Origin of the sequence: Aquisediminimonas profunda (assembly GCF_019443285.1) — a bacterium.
GTDB lineage: Bacteria > Pseudomonadota > Alphaproteobacteria > Sphingomonadales > Sphingomonadaceae > Aquisediminimonas > Aquisediminimonas profunda.
This window is the reverse complement of sequence record NZ_CP080327.1, coordinates 925,913-943,375: the sequence shown is the minus strand read 5'-3', so window position 1 is coordinate 943,375 and position 17,463 is coordinate 925,913. Positions and strand designations below refer to the sequence as shown.

The 17,463-nt window shown below is 60.7% G+C and carries 16 protein-coding genes; 4 read left to right on the top strand and 12 right to left on the bottom strand.

Annotation, left to right across the window (positions count from 1 at the left end; translation table 11 throughout):
- Positions 1-58: 58 nt before the first annotated feature.
- A complete protein-coding gene (mutS, locus tag K0O24_RS04790; RefSeq protein WP_219895475.1) occupies positions 59-2,617 on the top strand; it encodes a DNA mismatch repair protein MutS in 2,559 nt (852 codons plus the stop codon).
- On the opposite strand, the gene K0O24_RS04785 is transcribed toward mutS, so the two are convergent.
- From K0O24_RS04785 to K0O24_RS04770, 4 genes are read right to left on the bottom strand one after another with little or no spacing between them, the layout of a single operon-like run.
- Positions 2,611-3,756, bottom strand: coding sequence for an aspartyl/asparaginyl beta-hydroxylase domain-containing protein (locus K0O24_RS04785; RefSeq protein WP_219894688.1), 1,146 nt, complete (start codon positions 3,754-3,756; stop codon positions 2,611-2,613). The genes mutS and K0O24_RS04785 overlap by 7 nt on opposite strands.
- A 31-nt stretch (positions 3,757-3,787) precedes the next feature.
- Positions 3,788-4,537 carry a molybdopterin-dependent oxidoreductase gene (locus K0O24_RS04780; protein WP_219894687.1) on the bottom strand — a complete coding sequence of 250 codons (750 nt, stop codon included), beginning with the start codon at positions 4,535-4,537 and terminating at the stop codon, positions 3,788-3,790.
- Positions 4,534-5,295, bottom strand: coding sequence for a cytochrome b/b6 domain-containing protein (locus K0O24_RS04775; RefSeq protein WP_219894686.1), 762 nt, complete (start codon positions 5,293-5,295; stop codon positions 4,534-4,536). Before K0O24_RS04775 ends, K0O24_RS04780 begins: the two co-directional genes overlap by 4 nt.
- A gap of 60 nt (positions 5,296-5,355) precedes the next feature.
- Positions 5,356-6,606, bottom strand: a complete 1,251-nt coding sequence (locus tag K0O24_RS04770; protein WP_219894685.1) for an ACS family MFS transporter — start codon at positions 6,604-6,606, stop codon at positions 5,356-5,358.
- A gap of 117 nt (positions 6,607-6,723) precedes the next feature.
- On the opposite strand from K0O24_RS04770, the gene K0O24_RS04765 reads away from it, so the two are divergent.
- On the top strand, positions 6,724-8,262 hold the full coding sequence (locus K0O24_RS04765) for an acyl-CoA synthetase (protein WP_219894684.1): 1,539 nt from the start codon (positions 6,724-6,726) through the stop codon (positions 8,260-8,262).
- Here the strand turns inward: K0O24_RS04765 and rlmN are convergent.
- From rlmN to K0O24_RS04750, 3 genes are read right to left on the bottom strand one after another with little or no spacing between them, the layout of a single operon-like run.
- Positions 8,259-9,443 (bottom strand): dual-specificity RNA methyltransferase RlmN, encoded by a 1,185-nt coding sequence (rlmN, locus tag K0O24_RS04760; protein WP_219894683.1) that lies wholly within the window; start codon positions 9,441-9,443, stop codon positions 8,259-8,261. The two genes, K0O24_RS04765 and rlmN, sit on opposite strands and share 4 nt — an antisense overlap.
- Before the next feature lie 45 nt (positions 9,444-9,488).
- On the bottom strand, positions 9,489-9,968 hold the full coding sequence (locus K0O24_RS04755; RefSeq protein WP_219894682.1) for an invasion associated locus B family protein: 480 nt from the start codon (positions 9,966-9,968) through the stop codon (positions 9,489-9,491).
- Complete coding sequence (locus K0O24_RS04750; protein ID WP_219894681.1) at positions 9,965-10,600, bottom strand: histidine phosphatase family protein; 636 nt, start codon at positions 10,598-10,600, stop codon at positions 9,965-9,967. The genes K0O24_RS04755 and K0O24_RS04750 overlap by 4 nt, the downstream gene beginning before the upstream one ends.
- 150 nt (positions 10,601-10,750) lie before the next feature.
- On the opposite strand from K0O24_RS04750, the gene dnaN reads away from it, so the two are divergent.
- Both dnaN and K0O24_RS04740 read left to right on the top strand, forming a co-directional pair.
- The gene (dnaN, locus tag K0O24_RS04745) at positions 10,751-11,863 is read left to right on the top strand and encodes a DNA polymerase III subunit beta (RefSeq protein ID WP_219894680.1); all 1,113 of its coding nucleotides are present in this window, start codon (positions 10,751-10,753) and stop codon (positions 11,861-11,863) included.
- A gap of 184 nt (positions 11,864-12,047) precedes the next feature.
- Entirely contained in the window at positions 12,048-13,607 is a 1,560-nt protein-coding gene (locus K0O24_RS04740; protein WP_219895474.1) for a spinster family MFS transporter, read from the top strand.
- A gap of 12 nt (positions 13,608-13,619) precedes the next feature.
- Here K0O24_RS04740 and K0O24_RS04735 read toward each other — a convergent pair whose 3' ends face one another.
- From K0O24_RS04735 to K0O24_RS04715, 5 genes are all read right to left on the bottom strand, one after another.
- The gene (locus K0O24_RS04735; protein ID WP_219894679.1) at positions 13,620-14,930 is read right to left on the bottom strand and encodes a UDP-glucose dehydrogenase family protein; all 1,311 of its coding nucleotides are present in this window, start codon (positions 14,928-14,930) and stop codon (positions 13,620-13,622) included.
- A 123-nt stretch (positions 14,931-15,053) separates the two neighbouring features.
- A complete protein-coding gene (locus tag K0O24_RS04730) occupies positions 15,054-16,169 on the bottom strand; it encodes an OmpA family protein (protein ID WP_219894678.1) in 1,116 nt (371 codons plus the stop codon).
- 149 nt (positions 16,170-16,318) lie between these two features.
- Complete coding sequence (locus K0O24_RS04725; RefSeq protein ID WP_219894677.1) at positions 16,319-16,606, bottom strand: HK97 family phage prohead protease; 288 nt, start codon at positions 16,604-16,606, stop codon at positions 16,319-16,321.
- Positions 16,603-16,917 carry a DUF6127 family protein gene (locus tag K0O24_RS04720; RefSeq protein ID WP_425514767.1) on the bottom strand — a complete coding sequence of 105 codons (315 nt, stop codon included), beginning with the start codon at positions 16,915-16,917 and terminating at the stop codon, positions 16,603-16,605. Before K0O24_RS04720 ends, K0O24_RS04725 begins: the two co-directional genes overlap by 4 nt.
- Before the next feature lie 102 nt (positions 16,918-17,019).
- On the bottom strand, positions 17,020-17,424 hold the full coding sequence (locus K0O24_RS04715; RefSeq protein ID WP_219894676.1) for a hypothetical protein: 405 nt from the start codon (positions 17,422-17,424) through the stop codon (positions 17,020-17,022).
- Positions 17,425-17,463 lie beyond the last annotated feature (39 nt).

The window sequence follows — 17,463 nt, the reverse complement described above, 5'->3', positions numbered from 1 at the left end:
TTGAGCCTGTCGGTAAAATCGCTATCGGGGGGTCATGGCCGACGCTTCTCCCACTCCCATGATGGCGCAATATTTCGCGCTGAAGGCAGAGGCACCCGATTGCCTGCTGTTTTACCGGATGGGCGATTTCTTCGAGCTCTTCTTCGACGACGCCAAACTGGCGGCTGCAGTGCTCGATATTGCCCTCACAGCGCGCGGCGAACATCTGGGCATGCCGATACCGATGTGTGGGGTACCCGTCCATGCGATGGAGGCATATCTTGCGCGACTGATCAAGGCCGGTCACCGCGTCGCCATTGCCGAACAGACGGAGAGCCCCGCCGCCGCCAAGGCGCGCGGATCAAAATCGATTGTCTCGCGCGGGATCGTCCGCGTCGTTACGGCGGGCACTCTGACCGAGGAAACCCTGCTTGAGGCGCGCGCGGCCAACTGGCTCGTTGCGGTTGCTCCGGTCGGCGATGCGATAGGTATTGCGGCCGCCGACATTTCGACCGGTCGCTTCGAAATCAGCGAAACGACTCCTGCAGGTCTCGACGCCGAACTGGCCCGGCTCGCAGCTGCCGAACTCATCATTCCCGAAGATTTTGCCATTGCAGGCCATGCCCGACCGCGGTCCGACTTTGATTCAGTGGCGGGTGAGGCGCGGCTCAAGCGGCTGTTCGGCGTCGCCACGCTGGATGGATTTGGCGGACTGACCCGGGCCCAGATCGCAGCATCAGGCGGGCTCATCGCCTATCTCGAGCATGCCGGAAAGGGAACGCTGCCGTTCCTGTGTGCACCGGTAAAACGCGCGGCAACCGATCATATGCTGATCGATGCTGCGACGCGTGAAAGCCTCGAACTCGTTCGCTCGGCGAGCGGCAGCCGCAGTGGCAGCTTGCTTGATGCCTTGGACCGCACTGTGACGCCGGGCGGCGCTCGGCTGCTTGCCAGTGATATCGGCGCTCCCTTGATGGACCGGGTCGCGATCCAGGCGCGGCTCGATCTGGTGAGCCATTATGTCGACAATGGCGGCACCCGCGATGCCATGCGTGCGGCGCTCCGTGCGCTCCCCGACGTTGCACGCGCACTGGGGCGCCTGTCAGCGGGCAGGGGCGGGCCGCGCGACCTTGGACAATTGCGCGACGGACTGGGCGAGGCCCGGATGCTGCGCGAAAGGCTTGCGAAAGGGAGTGACGTGCCGCCGCTCCTTGCCGAGCTTTTGCCGATGCTCGATGGCCATGGCGCGCTTGTCGACCTGCTGTCGCGCGCGCTGGTGCCGACGCCGCCCATCGACGCCGCGCAGGGTGGCTATATCGCAGAGGGCTATGATGCAGCGCTCGATGCGCTCCGCAGCACAGGAGGAAGCGGTCGACGCGACATTGCCCTGCTTGAAGCGCGATATCGGGAGCAGACCGGCATTGCGGCCCTCAAGATCAAGCACAACAATGTGCTGGGCTATCACATCGAGGTTTCCGCGAAGAATGCCGATCCTCTGATGGCCGTCGATTCAGGCTTTACCCACCGCCAGACGCTTGCCGGAGTCGTCCGTTTCAACGCGCCCGAATTGCATGAGCTGGCAATGAGCGTGACCCAGGCTGGCGCCCACGCCCTTGCAGCAGAAGCGGCGCACCTGGAAGAACTTGTAGCGGCTGCCCTTGCCCGGGCGAAGGAGATAGCCGCAACAGCTGACGCGCTCGCCCGGTTTGACGTGGCATCGGCACTCGCCGAACGTGCGGTCGAGGGCGGCTGGTGTCGCCCGGCATTGGTCGAGGACGCCCGATTCGACGTGACGGCCGGCCGCCATCCTGTGGTCGAGGCTGCACTCGCGAAAAGCGGCGCACGCTTCGTCGCGAATGACGTCATGCTGAGACCGGAGTCCCGGCTCTGGCTCGTGACGGGCCCCAACATGGGCGGCAAATCGACATTCCTGCGGCAGAACGCCCTGATTGCAGTGCTGGCACAGGCCGGCAGCTATGTTCCGGCAGAATCCGCCACGCTTGGCCTGGTCGACCGGCTGTTCAGTCGGGTCGGGGCTTCGGACAATTTGGCCCGCGGCCGATCGACCTTCATGGTCGAAATGGTGGAAACGGCAGCGATCCTTGCCCAGGCGACCGAGCGCAGCTTTATCATCCTTGACGAGGTTGGCCGCGGCACTTCCACCTATGACGGGCTGGCGATTGCCTGGGCCGTGGTCGAAGCCGTGCATGAGATCAATCGCTGCCGGTGCCTTTTCGCGACACACTACCACGAACTGACCCGGCTTGCCGAAAAGCTTGATGCCCTGTCGCTCCACCACGTCCGTGCGCGAGAGTATAAGGGCGACCTCATCCTGCTCCATGAGCTGGCCAGTGGCCCGGCAGATCGCAGCTATGGCATAGCCGTCGGGCGCCTTGCAGGGTTGCCACCAGCTGTCCTGGCGCGCGCAAAGGCTGTACTGTCAAAGCTCGAGGCAGGACGCGATGCAACCGGCGGTCTGGCAGCTGGCCTCGACGACTTGCCGCTTTTCGCTGCAACTATGCCAGAGCCCGAAGCCCGGGATGCAGTCCATGTCGCACTGGAAGCAATCGATGTGGACGCACTCAGTCCACGGGAAGCGCTGGATAGGCTCTATGAGTTGAAGCGACTACTTCAGTAGAGTGCGATAGACTCGAACATCGCGGTAAGCGCACCCCGCTCCTTTGCATCGAGTTCGGGCCGCCAGATTTCGAAAAGGAGAATGACGCGCGTCTCATCACTATCGTTCCACGCCTCATGTTCGATACTGTCATCAAAGATCAGCATCTTGCCCGCCTCAACCGTCCGCGTCTCGTTGCCGACTCGCAGCCGACAATCAGGGGGAACAATCAGTGGCAGGTGGCAGATCAGCCTGGTGTTGAGCATGCCCCAATGCGGCGGAATATGAGTCTTGGGCCGAAGCACAGAAAACAGGACAGCAGGCGATCGGTCTGCAATACTTGGCATGGGAAGGCCTTCAAGCGCCGCGACCGTTGCTGGACAGGCGCGCGCATGGTCCGCATCCAGCGCACCATCTCTCCACAGATAATAGGCGCTCCAGTCCGGATCATCGAGCAGCGCATGCTCGCGAGACGGCCGGTCCACATTGCGCTGAACATACGGGGCGAGACCGCGACCGGATGAGAGCACGGCTTCGGCCTCAACACGGATAGCGCTCGTCTTTGCTTCGAGAGCGGGCACCCAGTTAAAGCCTGCGGGATCGTAGAAGGGGATCTGCGGGAGGCGAGGATAATAAAAACTTGTCGGCTGCTGCAGTTGCGGCTGCGCGCGTCCGGCCAGGATCTCAATTCCCTCACGAAAGCGGCTGCCAATACTATCTGGATCAATATTTGTCGCCGCCAAGCGCGCCTGCAAATGATCCTCAAATTTCCGGCTGAACGACTTAAGGGACGCGACCGCTCGGTCTAGACGCGGCGGAAGGTCCGGTGGAAGATTTGCAGCATGTGCAGCGGACGACAGGGCGAGATTGAACCAGGACGAAGCGGCCCGATCATCGCCCATGCGCGCACGATTTTCGCCCATCATGAGCAGGGCATAGATGTTCCGAGGCTCTGCTTCGAGGACAGGCGCAAGCGCCGCTTCCATCGCCGTCCCGTCTCCCATCAATTCACAAGATTGGGCAAGCAGCAAACGCAATTGGTGAGACGCGCGTCCGGCTGCCTCAACCTGGGAAAACGCAGACCGGGCAGCGCTGGCGTCGCCGCGTCGAAGCGCTTCAACCCCGGACCGGGCAATGGCTTCGCAATCGAGATCGTTCATGGCTCGGCCTTAACTGCCTTGCCGCTTCCAATCAAATCCCCGCATACCATTCATAGCCGGCGCCATCTTCCCAATAGCCGCCCTTGCCGCCGTACAGCTTCGAGAGGTCGTCGACGGCTTCAATCCGCTCGACATATTTGGCCTGCTTGTAGCCAAGCTGGCGCTCGACCCGAAGGCGGAGCGGCGCGCCATTGCCGATCATCAGAGGCTGATCGTTGAGCGCCCAGGCAAGAATCGTCTGCGGGTGGAAGGCGTCGATCAGGTCGATGCTTTCATAATAGGGCGTGCCAAAGCCCATCTTGTCGGCACAATGGAAGACAAGAAAGCGCGCCTGCGATTTGAGGCCGGCCGCATCGAGCAGCAGTTTCAGCGGAATGCCGGTCCACTTGCCAATCGCACTCCACCCTTCGACGCAATCGTGCCGGGTAATCTGGCTGCGCTTTGGCCCTGCCATCAATTGGGCAACCGAAAAGGCCTGCGGGCGAGCTACGAGGCCATCCACCGTCAGTCGCCAATTGGCGAATTTTTCGGCAACATGGGTGGCATAGGCCTGTCCTCTTGGCTCGTGCGTTCCGTTCACCCGAAAGACGGGCGAGCGCTGTTCAGGCCGGAATTCCTTGGCGAGTGCCATGCGGTCCTGAAGGCTGCGCTGGATCGCGAAATTTCCCTTTTCGCCGAGCGCGAGCAGCTTTCGAAAATCCTCATTCTTCCCAAGAGCATCGCACCCGGTGAGAAGGCCGGCGGCTCCACCGACCAGAATATTGCGCCGCGTTATGATCATGCGCTGTCTCCCGCACTGCTGGCCGGCGGGGGCGAAAGGCGGAACCAGCCGGTGATCATTGAACGGATCTCGTTGACCGGCCCGGCAAGGACGACCAGCACAAGGTGGACGACGATGAAGGCGGCAATCCCCATCGCACAGATGAAATGGATTGATCGGGCCGACGCCCGCCCCCCAAACAGGTCGACGAGCCAGGGCAAGACCGCGTTCATGCCGGGCGACATGGTGAGGCCAGTCAGGATCAGCAGCGGAATGAGGCCGAACAGGACAAGGCTGTATGTGATCTTCTGCAACGGATTGTAGCGCGCTTCGCTCTCATGAAAGTCTAACCGCGCATGCTTCTTGATGTCTTCCCACAGGTGCGCCGGCGCCACTTCTGCACGTGACAGCGCGACGTCCTTTCTGAGGTGGCCATTGAACAGGGACCAGAGCAGATAAGCGAGCAGTCCAAACGCCAGAACCCAGGCAAAGGCAAGGTGCCAGTGCCGCCCGAGTGCCAGATCATAATTGGTCGGAAGCGTTGCCCATCCCGGAAAACGCGGCAGGACAAGCCAGGGCTGGTCGAGATTGGCGCCATATTGGCCCCAGTAAAGCCGCGGGTGCGCGTTGAAGATCATCAGCCCGGACATCAGCATCACGAAAATCGCAACAGCATTCACCCAATGCCAGATGCGGGTCGAAAGACGGTGCCTGAAAACGGTTTGCGGCTGTGAAACCGACGGATTAGCCGTTTCGCGCTTGCTCTCGGATTTGGCCATCGCACACTCCCTTTGCCTCGTGTTCGGGCATTGGTCAGTTTAGGTTACACACGGACGCAATCAATCGACAATCCGCTCACCCGTACCCCAGATCAACCAGACAATTGCTCCACCAACGTTGATGGCGGCGGCCACAATAAAGGTCGCCGTATAGCCCCCAGTCAGGTCCAACAGGATGCCCGTCGCAATGACACCGATGATCCCCGGAAGGGTGCCCGCGGTATTGCTGATACTCCAGAGCACGTCCGCATGACGCGGAGCGATATCGAGATGGTTGCTGGCAAAACCCGCCCAGCACAGGGACCCGATGCCAAGCGCACCACACATGGTGAAAAGGGCAATGCCCGGCGTCGCCGCCTGCGACGCAAACAGCAGGAACACAGCGCCGCCGCCCAGTCCCGTGCACTGCATGATCTTGCGGACATGCGTCACGCGCCAACCCCGGGCGATCATGTTGTCCGCAACATGGGCCGACGCATTGCCGACAACGAATTGCGAAACCCAGGGCAGGATGGAAAAAAGCCCCGAACCTTCGATAGACATGTGCTGAACATCGCGAAAATAGCTCGGGAGCCAGCTGAGCATGAGGTACAGTGTCCAGTTGGCGCAGAAATGGTTGACCACCAACGCCCAGACCGCTGAGTGCGAAAACAGGTATTTCCATGGAACCATCGCAGGCGTTGTGCCGATGTCGACTTCCAGCGGGGCCAGCAGGGCGCGCTCTTCATCCGAAATATGCGGATGCGCCGAAGGTCTCGCCCGGACCAGCCAGAACCAGACCACCGAGAACGCCAGCCCCAAGGCGCCAAAGGCATAGAAAACGGCATGCCAGCCATAATGGGTGACGAGCCAGCCGGATGTCGACAGCGCGAATATGGTTCCCAGCGGAATTCCGGTCAGGTTCATGGCAGCAGCCCGGCTGCGCTCGGGCTTGGGAAACCAGCGCGCCAACAGATTGTAGACCGCAGGAAAACTCGCAGACTCGCCGACGCCCATCAGGATTCGCGTCACAATGAGCGCGGTGAGTGAGATACCAGCTGCAATGGGTGTCAACACGGTAAAGAGCGACCACCCGGCCAGTGCCACACCCATGAGCACGCGGCCGCCATATTTGTTGGCGAGCCATCCGGTCGGCAACATCGCAGCCATGTAGCCGATGAAGAAGGAGGAGAGAACGAAGCCCTTGGTGGTTCCCGACCAGCCAAATTCCTCGGTCATGGGTATGATCGCGACCGAAATATTGACCCTGTCTATATAGCAGATGAAGGTCGCGATGGCGCACATGAGCGCCACGATTGTTCGTTTGTTCACTGGCGTGTCTCCCCCGGCACATGGTGTGGCCGAGGCGCCCCCGACATGCAAGCGAGTCAGCTTGCCTGAATTCCGGTCCTCGCCTAGCCTGCCAGAAAATGGGGAGAGGAAGCAGCAATGGCCAGCCGTTCAGACGATCTTTTGGTGCACGACTGGATTGCCGAACACGCATTCCGCACGCCCGAGAAACTGGCCACGATCGACCTTCATTCCGGCCGCCGCCACAGCTATGCCGAGATGCATTCGCGTGTTGCCGGTCTTGCCGGACACATGCACAGCCTCGGCATTGCGCAGGGCGATCGTGTGGGGCTGCTGGCGATGAACAGCAGCGATTTTCTCGATGCTATGTTTGCCTGCTGGCGGATTGGCGCGGTCTGCACGACGCTCAACTTTCGCCTGACTGCCCATGAGCTCGCCTTCATGGTCAAGGACAGCGGCTGCAAGCTGGTCTTTCATGATCGCGACCTGGCATCCGTCGTTGCGCCGCTCCAGGACATGACCAACGTCGACCATTGGATCGAAATGGACGCGTCCGGTAAAAGTGGCGCTTTCGAAGCCGCGATCGCTGACGCAACGCCAATCTGGAAGCAGGTTCCGCAGCTGGAATCGGACCTGTGCATGATCATGTATTCTTCGGGGACGACCGGGACACCCAAGGGGGTCATGTTCAACCACGGCCAGTTTTTCTTCATCAACGCCGGCAGCATGGGCATGGCGGGTGCATCAGCACATATGGTCGGGCTGGTTGCCTTGCCACTTTTCCATATTGGCGGCTTGGTTGCCTATACGACGATCACCTTGGGCGCGGGTGGCACGGTTGTGATCGAACGCAGCTTCGATGCCGGTCGCTTGCTCGACACATTCGACAGTGCCGAGCTTGGGGTCACGCATTTTCTCGGCGTGCCGGCCATGTTCAATGCGATGCAGGCGCACCCCAGGTTTGCCACCACCGATTTTTCTCGCATGATTACAACCGCATGCGGCGCCGAAAGCGTGCCCGAAGCCCTGCTGCGAACCTGGTATGACCGAGGCGTGGTGATCCGCGAAGGCTATGGCATGACGGAAACATGTGCGGCCTGCCTGATGCTCGAGGCCCGCGATGTGCCCGGCAAGATCGGCTCGGCCGGCAAGCCCGTGCGCCATTGCCAGGCCATGATTGCACGCGCGGACGGCAGCGAAGCCGACATAGGCGAACTCGGCGAAATCTGGATGCGCGGGAAGAACATCACGCCGGGATATTGGAACCGGCCGGATGCCAATGCATCCAGCTTCGTCAATGGCTGGTTCCGGTCAGGCGATGTCGGGCGGAAAGACGCGGACGGCTATTTCTATGTCGAGGACCGCGTGAAGGACATGTACATCTCCGGCGGCGAGAATGTGTATCCGGCGGAAATCGAGAACATCCTCTACGAACTGGCCGCGATACGGGAAGTTGCCGTCATTGGCCTGCCTGATGCCAAATGGGGCGAAGCGGGATGTGTTGTCGCAGCCCTTAAGGATGACGCGTTTCTGACGCTTGAAGAGATACAGGCGCATTGCCGTGACCGGCTTGCCCGCTTCAAGCATCCTGCGCGGCTGGAGTTTGTTGAAGCCTTGCCCCGAAACGCGACGGGCAAGGTCCTGAAATTCGAGCTGCGGGCGATGTTTGCCAGCTAGCCCAGCGCGGCCTGTTTCTCTTCGGCGAGGCGATCCAGCTCGGCGCGGGTCTTGCGCTCGCTCGAGGTCTTGAGCTGGCCGCAGGCAGCATCGATATCGCGCCCGCGCGGCGTTCGGACCGGCGCCGAAATGCCCCCTGCAAACACGATTTCGGAAAAGCGGCGAATCCGGTCCGGATCGGAGCATTCGTAGGCAGCGCCGGGCCAGGGGTTGAAGGGAATGAGGTTGACCTTGGCGGGCAGTTTGTATTTCCGGATCAGGCGAACAAGTTCGCGCGCGTCATCGTCGCTGTCATTCTTGTCCTTGAGCATCACATATTCAAAGGTAATCCGACGTGCGTTGTTTGCGCCCGGATAATCGGCACAGGCCTGGAGCAGTTCTTCCAAACCGTATTTGCGATTGATCGGCACGATCTCGTCACGCACCTCTTTTGTCACGGCGTGCAGCGAAACCGCAAGGTTTACGCCGATCTCCCGCCCTGCGCGTTCCATCATCGGAACAACACCAGACGTCGAAAGCGTGATGCGGCGCTTGGACAGCGCAAGCCCATCGCCATCCATCACGATCTTCAGCGCGTCGCGCACGGCTTCGAAATTGTAGAGCGGTTCGCCCATGCCCATCATCACGATATTCGTCAGCATGCGGCCGTCTTCGCCGCTCGGCCATTCGCCCAGCGAATCGCGGGCGAGCATCACTTGCCCGACAATTTCGGCCGGCGTCAGGTTGCGCACGAGCCGCATCGTGCCCGTATGACAGAAGCGGCAGTTGAGCGTGCAGCCGACTTGAGACGAAACGCACAGCGTGCCGCGGTCCGCATCGGGAATGAAGACCATTTCGAAATCCTGCCCGTCATCCGAACGCAGCAGCCACTTGCGCGTGCCGTCCGTCGAGACCTGGGCCTCGACCACAGTCGGGCGCGAAATCGCAAAGCGCTCCGCAAGCCAGCCATGCTGCGCCTTGGCAATATCTGTCATCGCCGAAAAGTCGGAAACGCCGCGATTGTAGATCCAGTGCCAGATCTGCTTGGCGCGAAGCTTCGCGCCCCTGGGATCGAGGCCCGCATGCTCAAGCTCTGCCCGGATCTGGTCCTTGGTCAGCCCGACCAGTTCAGCGCGCCCGTCCTCGCGGACGCTTGCCGCACGCGGTACAGTGACGGGATCGATGTTGCCAGGAATTTGCATCGCCGCGCCTATAGTGCGGGACAGGGTGTTTTGCCAATGAAAGGATCAGCGGCCCCGCGCACAGCCCAATGCGGCTGCATCGATTGCCGTCGCCGCGCCCTTGAGCATGTAGGTATCGACGAAGCGACCTGCTGGCGCGCCAACGGCCATTATGCTCATGCGCTGACCAGAACGCATGGCCGCAACAATGGCCGCATCGGTTCGCGGATCAGGCGCCCATGCATCCGCTCCGCTAGCGACCATTGGAAAACGCCGCCCGTCAATGCTGAGCGAAACGACGGCGCCTGCCTGCACCGCCCGGCTCAGGCGGACATGAATCTGGCCGCGAACGCGCTGCAATGGCCAATGGGCAACTGACGCGAACGGGCGCCAGCTTTCGCTGCCCTTGCGAATCGGTTCGGCAATGGCGAAGCAACGGCGCGGCGTCGTATCACGAAACGCGCCCCAGCCTTGATAGACTCCCAGCGCATCGCGCGCCGCCGCTGGCCCTGCCAGCAGCGCCAGCGCCAAAGCCAGCCGCTTCATGCCGGTTTTGCGCTCCCGCCAAGGTGCACGATCTCTTCAACCCCATTGTCGATCATGACCATTGTGCCCTGTGGAAGGCTCGGCGCAATCGGAGCCCGCCAGAGCGGATCGATCGGCAGCCCGAGCAGCATGCCGCGCAACACACGCGACGACATGCCGTGCATGATCACCAACCGGTCGGCGGTGAGATGGGCCGTATCGTCGATCCATTTCTGGAGCCGCGCAGCAATATCATCATACCATTCGCCCCCCGGCGGCCGGACGCTGAAAAGGGCCTCGTGCGGGTCCAGGATGTCGCCCTGATCGGCCATGATGTCGGCATAATTGCGCCCGGCCCACTCGCCGACGTCGATTTCCTGCAAACGCCGGTCGCGCGTCGCGCCATGCCAGTCCGCGCCAATATGTTCGGCGATAATCGCCAGTGTCTGCAATGCACGCCCCGAAGGTGACGACCAAAGCTCGAGCGGGGGCTGCAGTCCGAGGCGGCGGGCAAGCGTTTCCCCCATGGCATCCGCCTGGGCAAAGCCGGTGCGGGTCAAGGGCGTATCAAGCTGATCGCCCTGCATGCGCCGGGCAGCGTTGAAGACGGTTTCGCCGTGGCGAGCGATATAAGTGCGACCGGGTAATGTCATGGGCCCTCTTCACCGCAAATTATCCCCAATGCAAGCGGGTGAAGGCCTTGCAGCCGCTCGCAATCTTGTCCATGAAAGACACTGGCGAGCGCAGTTTGAGCCGCTATAAGCGCTTCGCGCCATAACCAATGTCGACCGGGGAACTGATCAATGAAGGCAACCATCGAACGGGCTACGCTTCTGAAGAGCCTCGGCCATGTGCAGTCGGTGGTTGAGCGCCGGAACACGATTCCGATTCTGTCGAATGTCCTTATCGAAGCCAATAGCGATGGCACCATTCGGCTGATGGCGACGGACCTTGACCTCCAGATCAATGAGAGTGTCGAAGCCCAGGTCGAAACCCCGGGTGCGACGACTGTATCTGCGCACACATTGTTTGATATTGCGCGCAAGCTGCCGGAAGGCAGCCAGGTCAGCCTAGCGGCAGCCGATGGCAAGATGGCCGTGAATGCAGGCCGCGCACGGTTCAACCTGCAGACACTGCCGCGCGACGATTTCCCGATCATTGCGGAAGGTGAGCTTCCCACCCGGTTCGAGCTGCCAGCGGCAACGCTGAAGGACATCATCGACAAGACCCGCTTTGCGATCTCGACCGAGGAAACCCGCTACTATCTGAACGGGATTTTCTGGCATGTGACGGACGACGCGCAGCCTGTGCTCAAGGCCGCAGCGACGGATGGCCATCGACTCGCCCGCGTCACGGTTGCTCGTCCCGACGGCGCGGCGGGCATGCCCGACATCATCATCCCGCGCAAATGCATTGGGGAACTGCGGAAGCTGCTCGACGAGATCGACGGCTCGGTCGAAGTGTCACTGTCAGCGAGCAAGATCCGCTTCGGCCTGGGCACAGCCGTTCTGACGTCGAAATTGATCGACGGGACTTTCCCGGATTACAGCCGCGTGATCCCGACGGGCAATGACAAGATCCTGAAGATCGATCCAAAAAGCTTCATGGAAGGCGTGGACCGTGTTTCGACCATTGCGTCGGAAAAGACCCGCGCCGTCAAGATGGCTCTGGAGAATGACAAGATCACGCTGTCCGTCACATCGCCGGAAAATGGCACGGCTGCCGAAGAAGTATCCGGCGACTACAAGTCGGACGGTTTCGAAATCGGCTTCAATGCGCGCTATTTGATGGACATTCTGGCTCAGGTTGAAGGCGATACTGTGGAAGTTCATCTGGCAGACGCCGCGGCGCCCACGCTGATCCGGGAAAACGACAAGGCCAGCGCGCTGTATGTGCTGATGCCGATGCGCGTCTGATCGAACCTGGCATCCCGTCAGCACTCCGCAGCCTGATCACGTTCTGGCATTTGGCCGGTGACTCCTCGAAAGTCATGGGTAGTCCTGTGGTGGGCGCCGTTGATACGCTTGTGCCCTAATCTCCTTGCCAAGTCGCAATGCTCTGCTAGCCATAAGGCTTACGAAGGAAAGACCTTCGGGGAGGATAGCATTGAACGACACAGCGAAGCCGCAACCCAATCCCCGATACGCTTGGTATGTGCTGACCATCCTCGTGATCGTTTATGTGCTGAATTTCATTGACCGGCAGATCATCTCGATCCTCGCCAATGACATCAAGCGCGACCTTGGCCTGACCGATGGCGATCTCGGCTTTCTTTATGGCACGGCCTTTGGCGTCTTCTATTCGCTATTTGGCATACCCCTTGGCAAGCTCGCCGATAGCTGGAACCGCACGCGGCTTCTGACCCTGGGGCTGAGCCTGTGGTCCGTCATGACCGCAGCGTCCGGCTTTGCCAAAAACGGCGCGATGCTCGCAGGGGCGCGGATTGGGGTTGGCATTGGCGAAGCGACGGCGAGTCCGTCGGCCTATTCATTACTGTCCGACTGGTTTCCAAAGGAAAGGCGAGCGACGGCGCTCGCCATCTATTCATCCGGCCTCTATCTTGGCGGCGGTCTGTCACTGCTCATCGGAGGTCAGATTGTCGAGCGCTGGGATGCGGCTTTCCCGGCCCATTCCGGACCGCTTGGCCTTGCGGGATGGCAGGCCGCTTTCATGGCAGTCGGCATTCCCGGCCTGTTGCTGGCGCTCTGGGTGTCAACGTTGCGTGAGCCAATGCGCGGCCAGGCCGATGGCATTGCGACGCCGCCGGGAGAGCATCCTTTCCGTGACTTCTTCGATGAACTTCTGACAGTGATCCCACCTCTCACACTGTTCAGTGCCGCCCGCCAAGGCTCGGCCAAGCTGGCCGTGAACATTGCCGCAGCAATCCTGATTGCGGGAGCCGCTGCATGTCTCGTTTGGCTGACCGGCTCGGTGGCCCAATGGGTCGCGGTCGGAATTGGGGCCTATGCCGTTTTCTCGTGGGCCAGCGCCCTCAAGGAACGGGATCCCCCTGCATTCCAGCTAATCTGGGGAACACCCGCTTTCCTGTACACGACACTCGGCTACGGCCTGATCGCCTTCCAGAGTTATGCGGTCAGCTTCTGGGCTGCACCTTATGTGGAACGCGTGCTTGGAGCTTCCAAGAGCGAAGCCGGCTTCTGGGTCGGTGGGCCCGGGGCGCTGGCTGGCTTTCTGGGCGTGATCGTTGGCGGCAGGCTCGCCGATCATCTGCGCAAGACGAATCCTTCGGGCCGGATCCTGGTTGTGCTTCTGGCACCGCTCCTGTCGCTGGTGCCTTTCGTGATTGCCTTCACCACCGACAGCACGACCATTTTCTATGCCGGAAACTTCTGTGCGGCGATTTTTACAAGCGCCGCCCTTGGTGGAACAGCAGCAACCACCCAGGACCTTGTCTTGCCAAGAATGCGCGGGGTTGCAACGGCCACCTTTTTCCTCGCAACGACGCTCGTGGGTCTTTCGCTCGGGCCGTATATGGCGGGGCAAGTGTCTGCAGTGACCGGCGACCTTGCAACGGGCATCCTCTCGATCATCGTCGCCGCGCCAATTTCAGCAATCTTGCTCGTGCTTGCCTATCGTTCCCTGCCAGCGGCAGAGGCAAGTCTGGTCGCGCGGGCACGGGACGCGGGCGAGCCGATCTGACCAAGCTTGCCCTCAGCTGTTGGGGCGGCCGATCGAGTGATAGTCGAAGCCGGCCTGCCGCGCGACCTCCGGCTTGTAGATATTGCGAAGGTCAACGATACAGCGTGTCTGCATGATGTCCCCCAAGCGGCGGAGGTCAAGCGCGCGGAATGCATCCCATTCCGTCACGATGACGACCACATCCGCTCCGGCAGCGGCCTCATAGGGGTCAGTCGCGTAGGCGATGTCGGGCATCATCGAACGTGCGATATCCATGCCTTCCGGATCGAAGGCCGTCACAATGGCGCCGCCGTCAAGCAGCGCCTGAACAATTGCAAGTGAGGGCGCATCGCGCATGTCGTCTGTGTTGGGCTTGAAAGTCAGGCCGAGGATGCCGACCTTGCGACCACGCACATCGCCGCCCGCTGCCGCAATCACCTTGCGACCCATGGCCCGCTTGCGGCTGTCATTGACGGACACGACCGCTTCAACAATGCGGACCGGTGCATCGAAATCTTCGGCCGTTTTGAGCAAGGCTAGCGTATCCTTGGGGAAACAAGACCCACCATAGCCCGGACCGGCATGGAGAAACTTGGAGCCGATGCGATTGTCGAGCCCGATCCCGCGCGAGACGTCCTGAACATCGGCGCCCACGGCTTCGCAAAGATCAGCAATTTCGTTGATGAAGGTGATCTTGGTCGCGAGGAATGCATTGGCGGCATATTTCGTCAGTTCGGCCGTCCTGCGCCCCGTGAACAGGATCGGCGCTTCATTCAGGAACAGGGGCCGGTAGATTTCACGCATGACGTCACGCGCGCGCTCATTTTCCGTGCCGATGACGATCCGGTCGGGGCGCTTGAAGTCGCTGATCGCCGCACCTTCGCGCAGGAATTCCGGGTTTGAGACAACAGCCCATTCGACCGTTGGCGCGACGTCGTTCAGGATGCGCTCGACTTCGTCTCCTGTGCCAACCGGGACCGTGGATTTGGTGACGACCACGGTTGGCTTGGTGATGGCTGCTGCAATGTCGCGGGTCGCCTGGTAGACATAGGAAAGATCGGCATGGCCGTCCCCGCGACGAGATGGTGTTCCAACGGCAATGAATACAGCATCTGCGTCTGCCACGGACGTTGCAAGGTCTGTGGAAAAGGAGAGGCGATTGGCGGCCGCGTTGGTGCGCACCAAAGCTTCGAGGCCGGGCTCGTAGATCGGCATGACGCCATTGCGCAGCGCGTCAACCTTGCGCGCATCCAGATCCACGCAAATGACAGTGTGGCCAAAGTCCGCAAAGCAGGCACCGGAAACGAGCCCAACATAGCCCGCGCCAATCATCGTGATGTTCATTGGGAACCCTTATCCAATTCGCGTTCAGCCCAATAACGGCCAATCATTAACGCGCCAATACCAACGAAAAGGGCCGATCTTTCGACCGGCCCCCTCGTTTCAATCCTGAAAGGATCGAATGGCTTACATGCCCGAACCCGGACCGTAGGTGATTTCCACACGACGGTTCTGGAGTTCACGCACGCCATCGGCGGTTTCAACGCGCGGAGCGCTTTCACCAAAGGCCTGAGTGCTGATGACACCCGTCGGGATGCCCTTGCCCTCAAGATAGGCACGAACCGAAGCGTTACGACGTTCGGACAGGCCGATGTTGTACTTCGGCGTACCCGACTTGTCGGCATGGCCCGCAAGCATGACCTGTGCCTGACCGCAATCAGCATAGGCACCGACAGCGCTATCCAGGATCCCGGCAGCTTCAGCCGTGATGTCCGACTTATCCCACTCGAAGAACACGATATACGGTCCAGGCGAGCAGACTGCCGGCGGAGGCGGAGGCGGAGGCGGAGGCGGAGGTGGCGGCGGAGGCGGAGGTGGCGGCGGAGGCGGAGGAGCCTTTTCGCCAAAGTTGTACACCAAGCTGCCCAAAAGGCTGTGCGACCGGTAACGGCCATCCAGCGAACGCCCTGCCAGATCAACAATTTTATAGTTGTCTGCATTGAAGAAGCGATACTTCAGACCGATGTCCCAATGGTCGGACAACGGGAGACGGACGCCAGCAATAGCCTGCCAAGCAAAGCCGGTGTCTGAATCGTCAATCGAGGCTGCGGCCGAACCGACGGAATAGCTTCCCTTGACGCGGGCAACACCGCCACCCAAACCAACAAAGCCATTCAGGCCGTCGTCATCACCAAAATCAAGCATACCATTGATCATGAAGCTCAGGACCGAGGTGTCGCCGCTGATATTGCTGAACGTACCAGCAGGCGCACTGGTTACGCCAGTACTGCCCGGGATCGGGAAAGTAAGCGAAGACGACAGAGAATTTGCCTTGGCTTTCTTGTAACCCACTTCCGACTCAAGCCGGAACCCGCCGAAGTCATAGCCGATAATGCCATCGACGTCATATCCTGTGTCGCTATCGACCAATATTGCATTGGACGTCGTACCAACGTCGAATTGAATATCCTCTACAATCGAGGGCCCGCCCTCAATGCCGATATACCACGCATCATTTCGCGCTAGCGCGGGTGAGGCAATGGCGGTTGAGGTGAGCGCCATAGCAATGGCCAGCTTCCGCATAGTAATCCCCTTTCTCAATTGTCACTCGGGACAGCCTTGGTTCACTAGCTAATGGAAAAGATTGGTGCAAGCATTGTTATGCCGAAACTGTTGCCGAAATGTCTCAGTTGTGCAGTGTGTTGCAGGAAAGACGACACTGAACAATCAATTCAGACCTCTATCAGGCCATGGGCCCTCAACGCCTGCAATATTGCAGTGACGGTGGCGCGCAATTCTGCATCGGGTGATCCCCCGCTTGTGACATTGGCAATGCCGATCACGCGCAGCCCCCGCCCGTCTTCCCGCAAGCTCTCGATCGTGCCGATACGGTGCGCCGGATCATGCTGCCAGAAGAGCGGAACGCCCTTGGCCGGGGCGCCGGCAAAGGCCCCTTTACGGACAATATCCCCGCCGCTGTCAGGGCGATCGAAAATGGCGGCATAGCCTGCGAACCTCATGGGAGGGTGATCCCGCCGAGGCCGAACTTCACGGCCACGCCCACGACCAGCAGGACAAGGGCGCAGCGCACCAGCCAGCCGATCAGCGCGCGGCCCGCCGCTCCTTTCGCCTCGCGCCAGGCCGACAGCAGTTCGCGCATCTCGTCCAGATCCTTGCGCGCTCGATCATCCTCAAGGCCAAGCGAACGGAGCGCCCGCGCGGCCCCCAGTTCGCAGGCCTCTTCGATCAGCGCGCGCAGCGTCAGCAGGTCGGCGCCATGCGCCTCTGCCTGCGCAGTCAATTGTATCAGCATGGTTGAATCGCTCATCATGTGCGCTCCGGACAAAGAAAAAGCCACCCGAAGGCGGCTCTGTGGTTCAGTTTGGTTGGTCGGTTCAGCCGGGATGGCCGCCTTTGATTGCGGGGCTTTCAATCACCCCCCGAAAAGCTCGTCAAACGACCGACACTGTTCCCGATAGGCCTGCTTCTTGGAGGGTTTGACCATGATCGCCGCCTGCAGCCGGAGTGCGGCCAATACCCGTTCGAAGCGGTCCTGCGCCCATATTCCTCCCAAAGGCGGGCTGACAATCCTCAGCGCCCTGCGGCCTCCAACTAACTCGGCATTGTTTGTGAGCCGGTAGCCGCGCGCAGGCCGCATCCGGAAAACTTCAACATCATACCACCGGGTCAATCCGCGCGCCGCCTCGACAAGCAACAGGATATGGCGCTCCCCCGCGAAACTCCGTGTATCAACGATATATCGGACACGGTATTGACGAGCCTTGGGGTCTTGGAACCGGAACCGGCTGTGTGAAAGACAATAAAGGCTTGCCGTCACATCCGAAACATCTTGTGTTGATGATGCTGTGGCAAGCGT

Coding starts and splice junctions, on each gene's coding strand:
- mutS (WP_219895475.1), top strand. CDS start 59: ATGATGGCGCAATATTTCGCGCTGAAGGCAGAGGCACCCGATTGCCTG.
- K0O24_RS04785 (WP_219894688.1), bottom strand. CDS start 3,756: ATGAACGATCTCGATTGCGAAGCCATTGCCCGGTCCGGGGTTGAAGCG.
- K0O24_RS04780 (WP_219894687.1), bottom strand. CDS start 4,537: ATGATCATAACGCGGCGCAATATTCTGGTCGGTGGAGCCGCCGGCCTT.
- K0O24_RS04775 (WP_219894686.1), bottom strand. CDS start 5,295: ATGGCCAAATCCGAGAGCAAGCGCGAAACGGCTAATCCGTCGGTTTCA.
- K0O24_RS04765 (WP_219894684.1), top strand. CDS start 6,724: ATGGCCAGCCGTTCAGACGATCTTTTGGTGCACGACTGGATTGCCGAA.
- rlmN (WP_219894683.1), bottom strand. CDS start 9,443: ATGCAAATTCCTGGCAACATCGATCCCGTCACTGTACCGCGTGCGGCA.
- K0O24_RS04755 (WP_219894682.1), bottom strand. CDS start 9,968: ATGAAGCGGCTGGCTTTGGCGCTGGCGCTGCTGGCAGGGCCAGCGGCG.
- K0O24_RS04750 (WP_219894681.1), bottom strand. CDS start 10,600: ATGACATTACCCGGTCGCACTTATATCGCTCGCCACGGCGAAACCGTC.
- dnaN (WP_219894680.1), top strand. CDS start 10,751: ATGAAGGCAACCATCGAACGGGCTACGCTTCTGAAGAGCCTCGGCCAT.
- K0O24_RS04735 (WP_219894679.1), bottom strand. CDS start 14,930: ATGAACATCACGATGATTGGCGCGGGCTATGTTGGGCTCGTTTCCGGT.
- K0O24_RS04730 (WP_219894678.1), bottom strand. CDS start 16,169: ATGCGGAAGCTGGCCATTGCTATGGCGCTCACCTCAACCGCCATTGCC.
- K0O24_RS04725 (WP_219894677.1), bottom strand. CDS start 16,606: ATGAGGTTCGCAGGCTATGCCGCCATTTTCGATCGCCCTGACAGCGGC.
- K0O24_RS04720 (WP_425514767.1), bottom strand. CDS start 16,917: ATGATGAGCGATTCAACCATGCTGATACAATTGACTGCGCAGGCAGAG.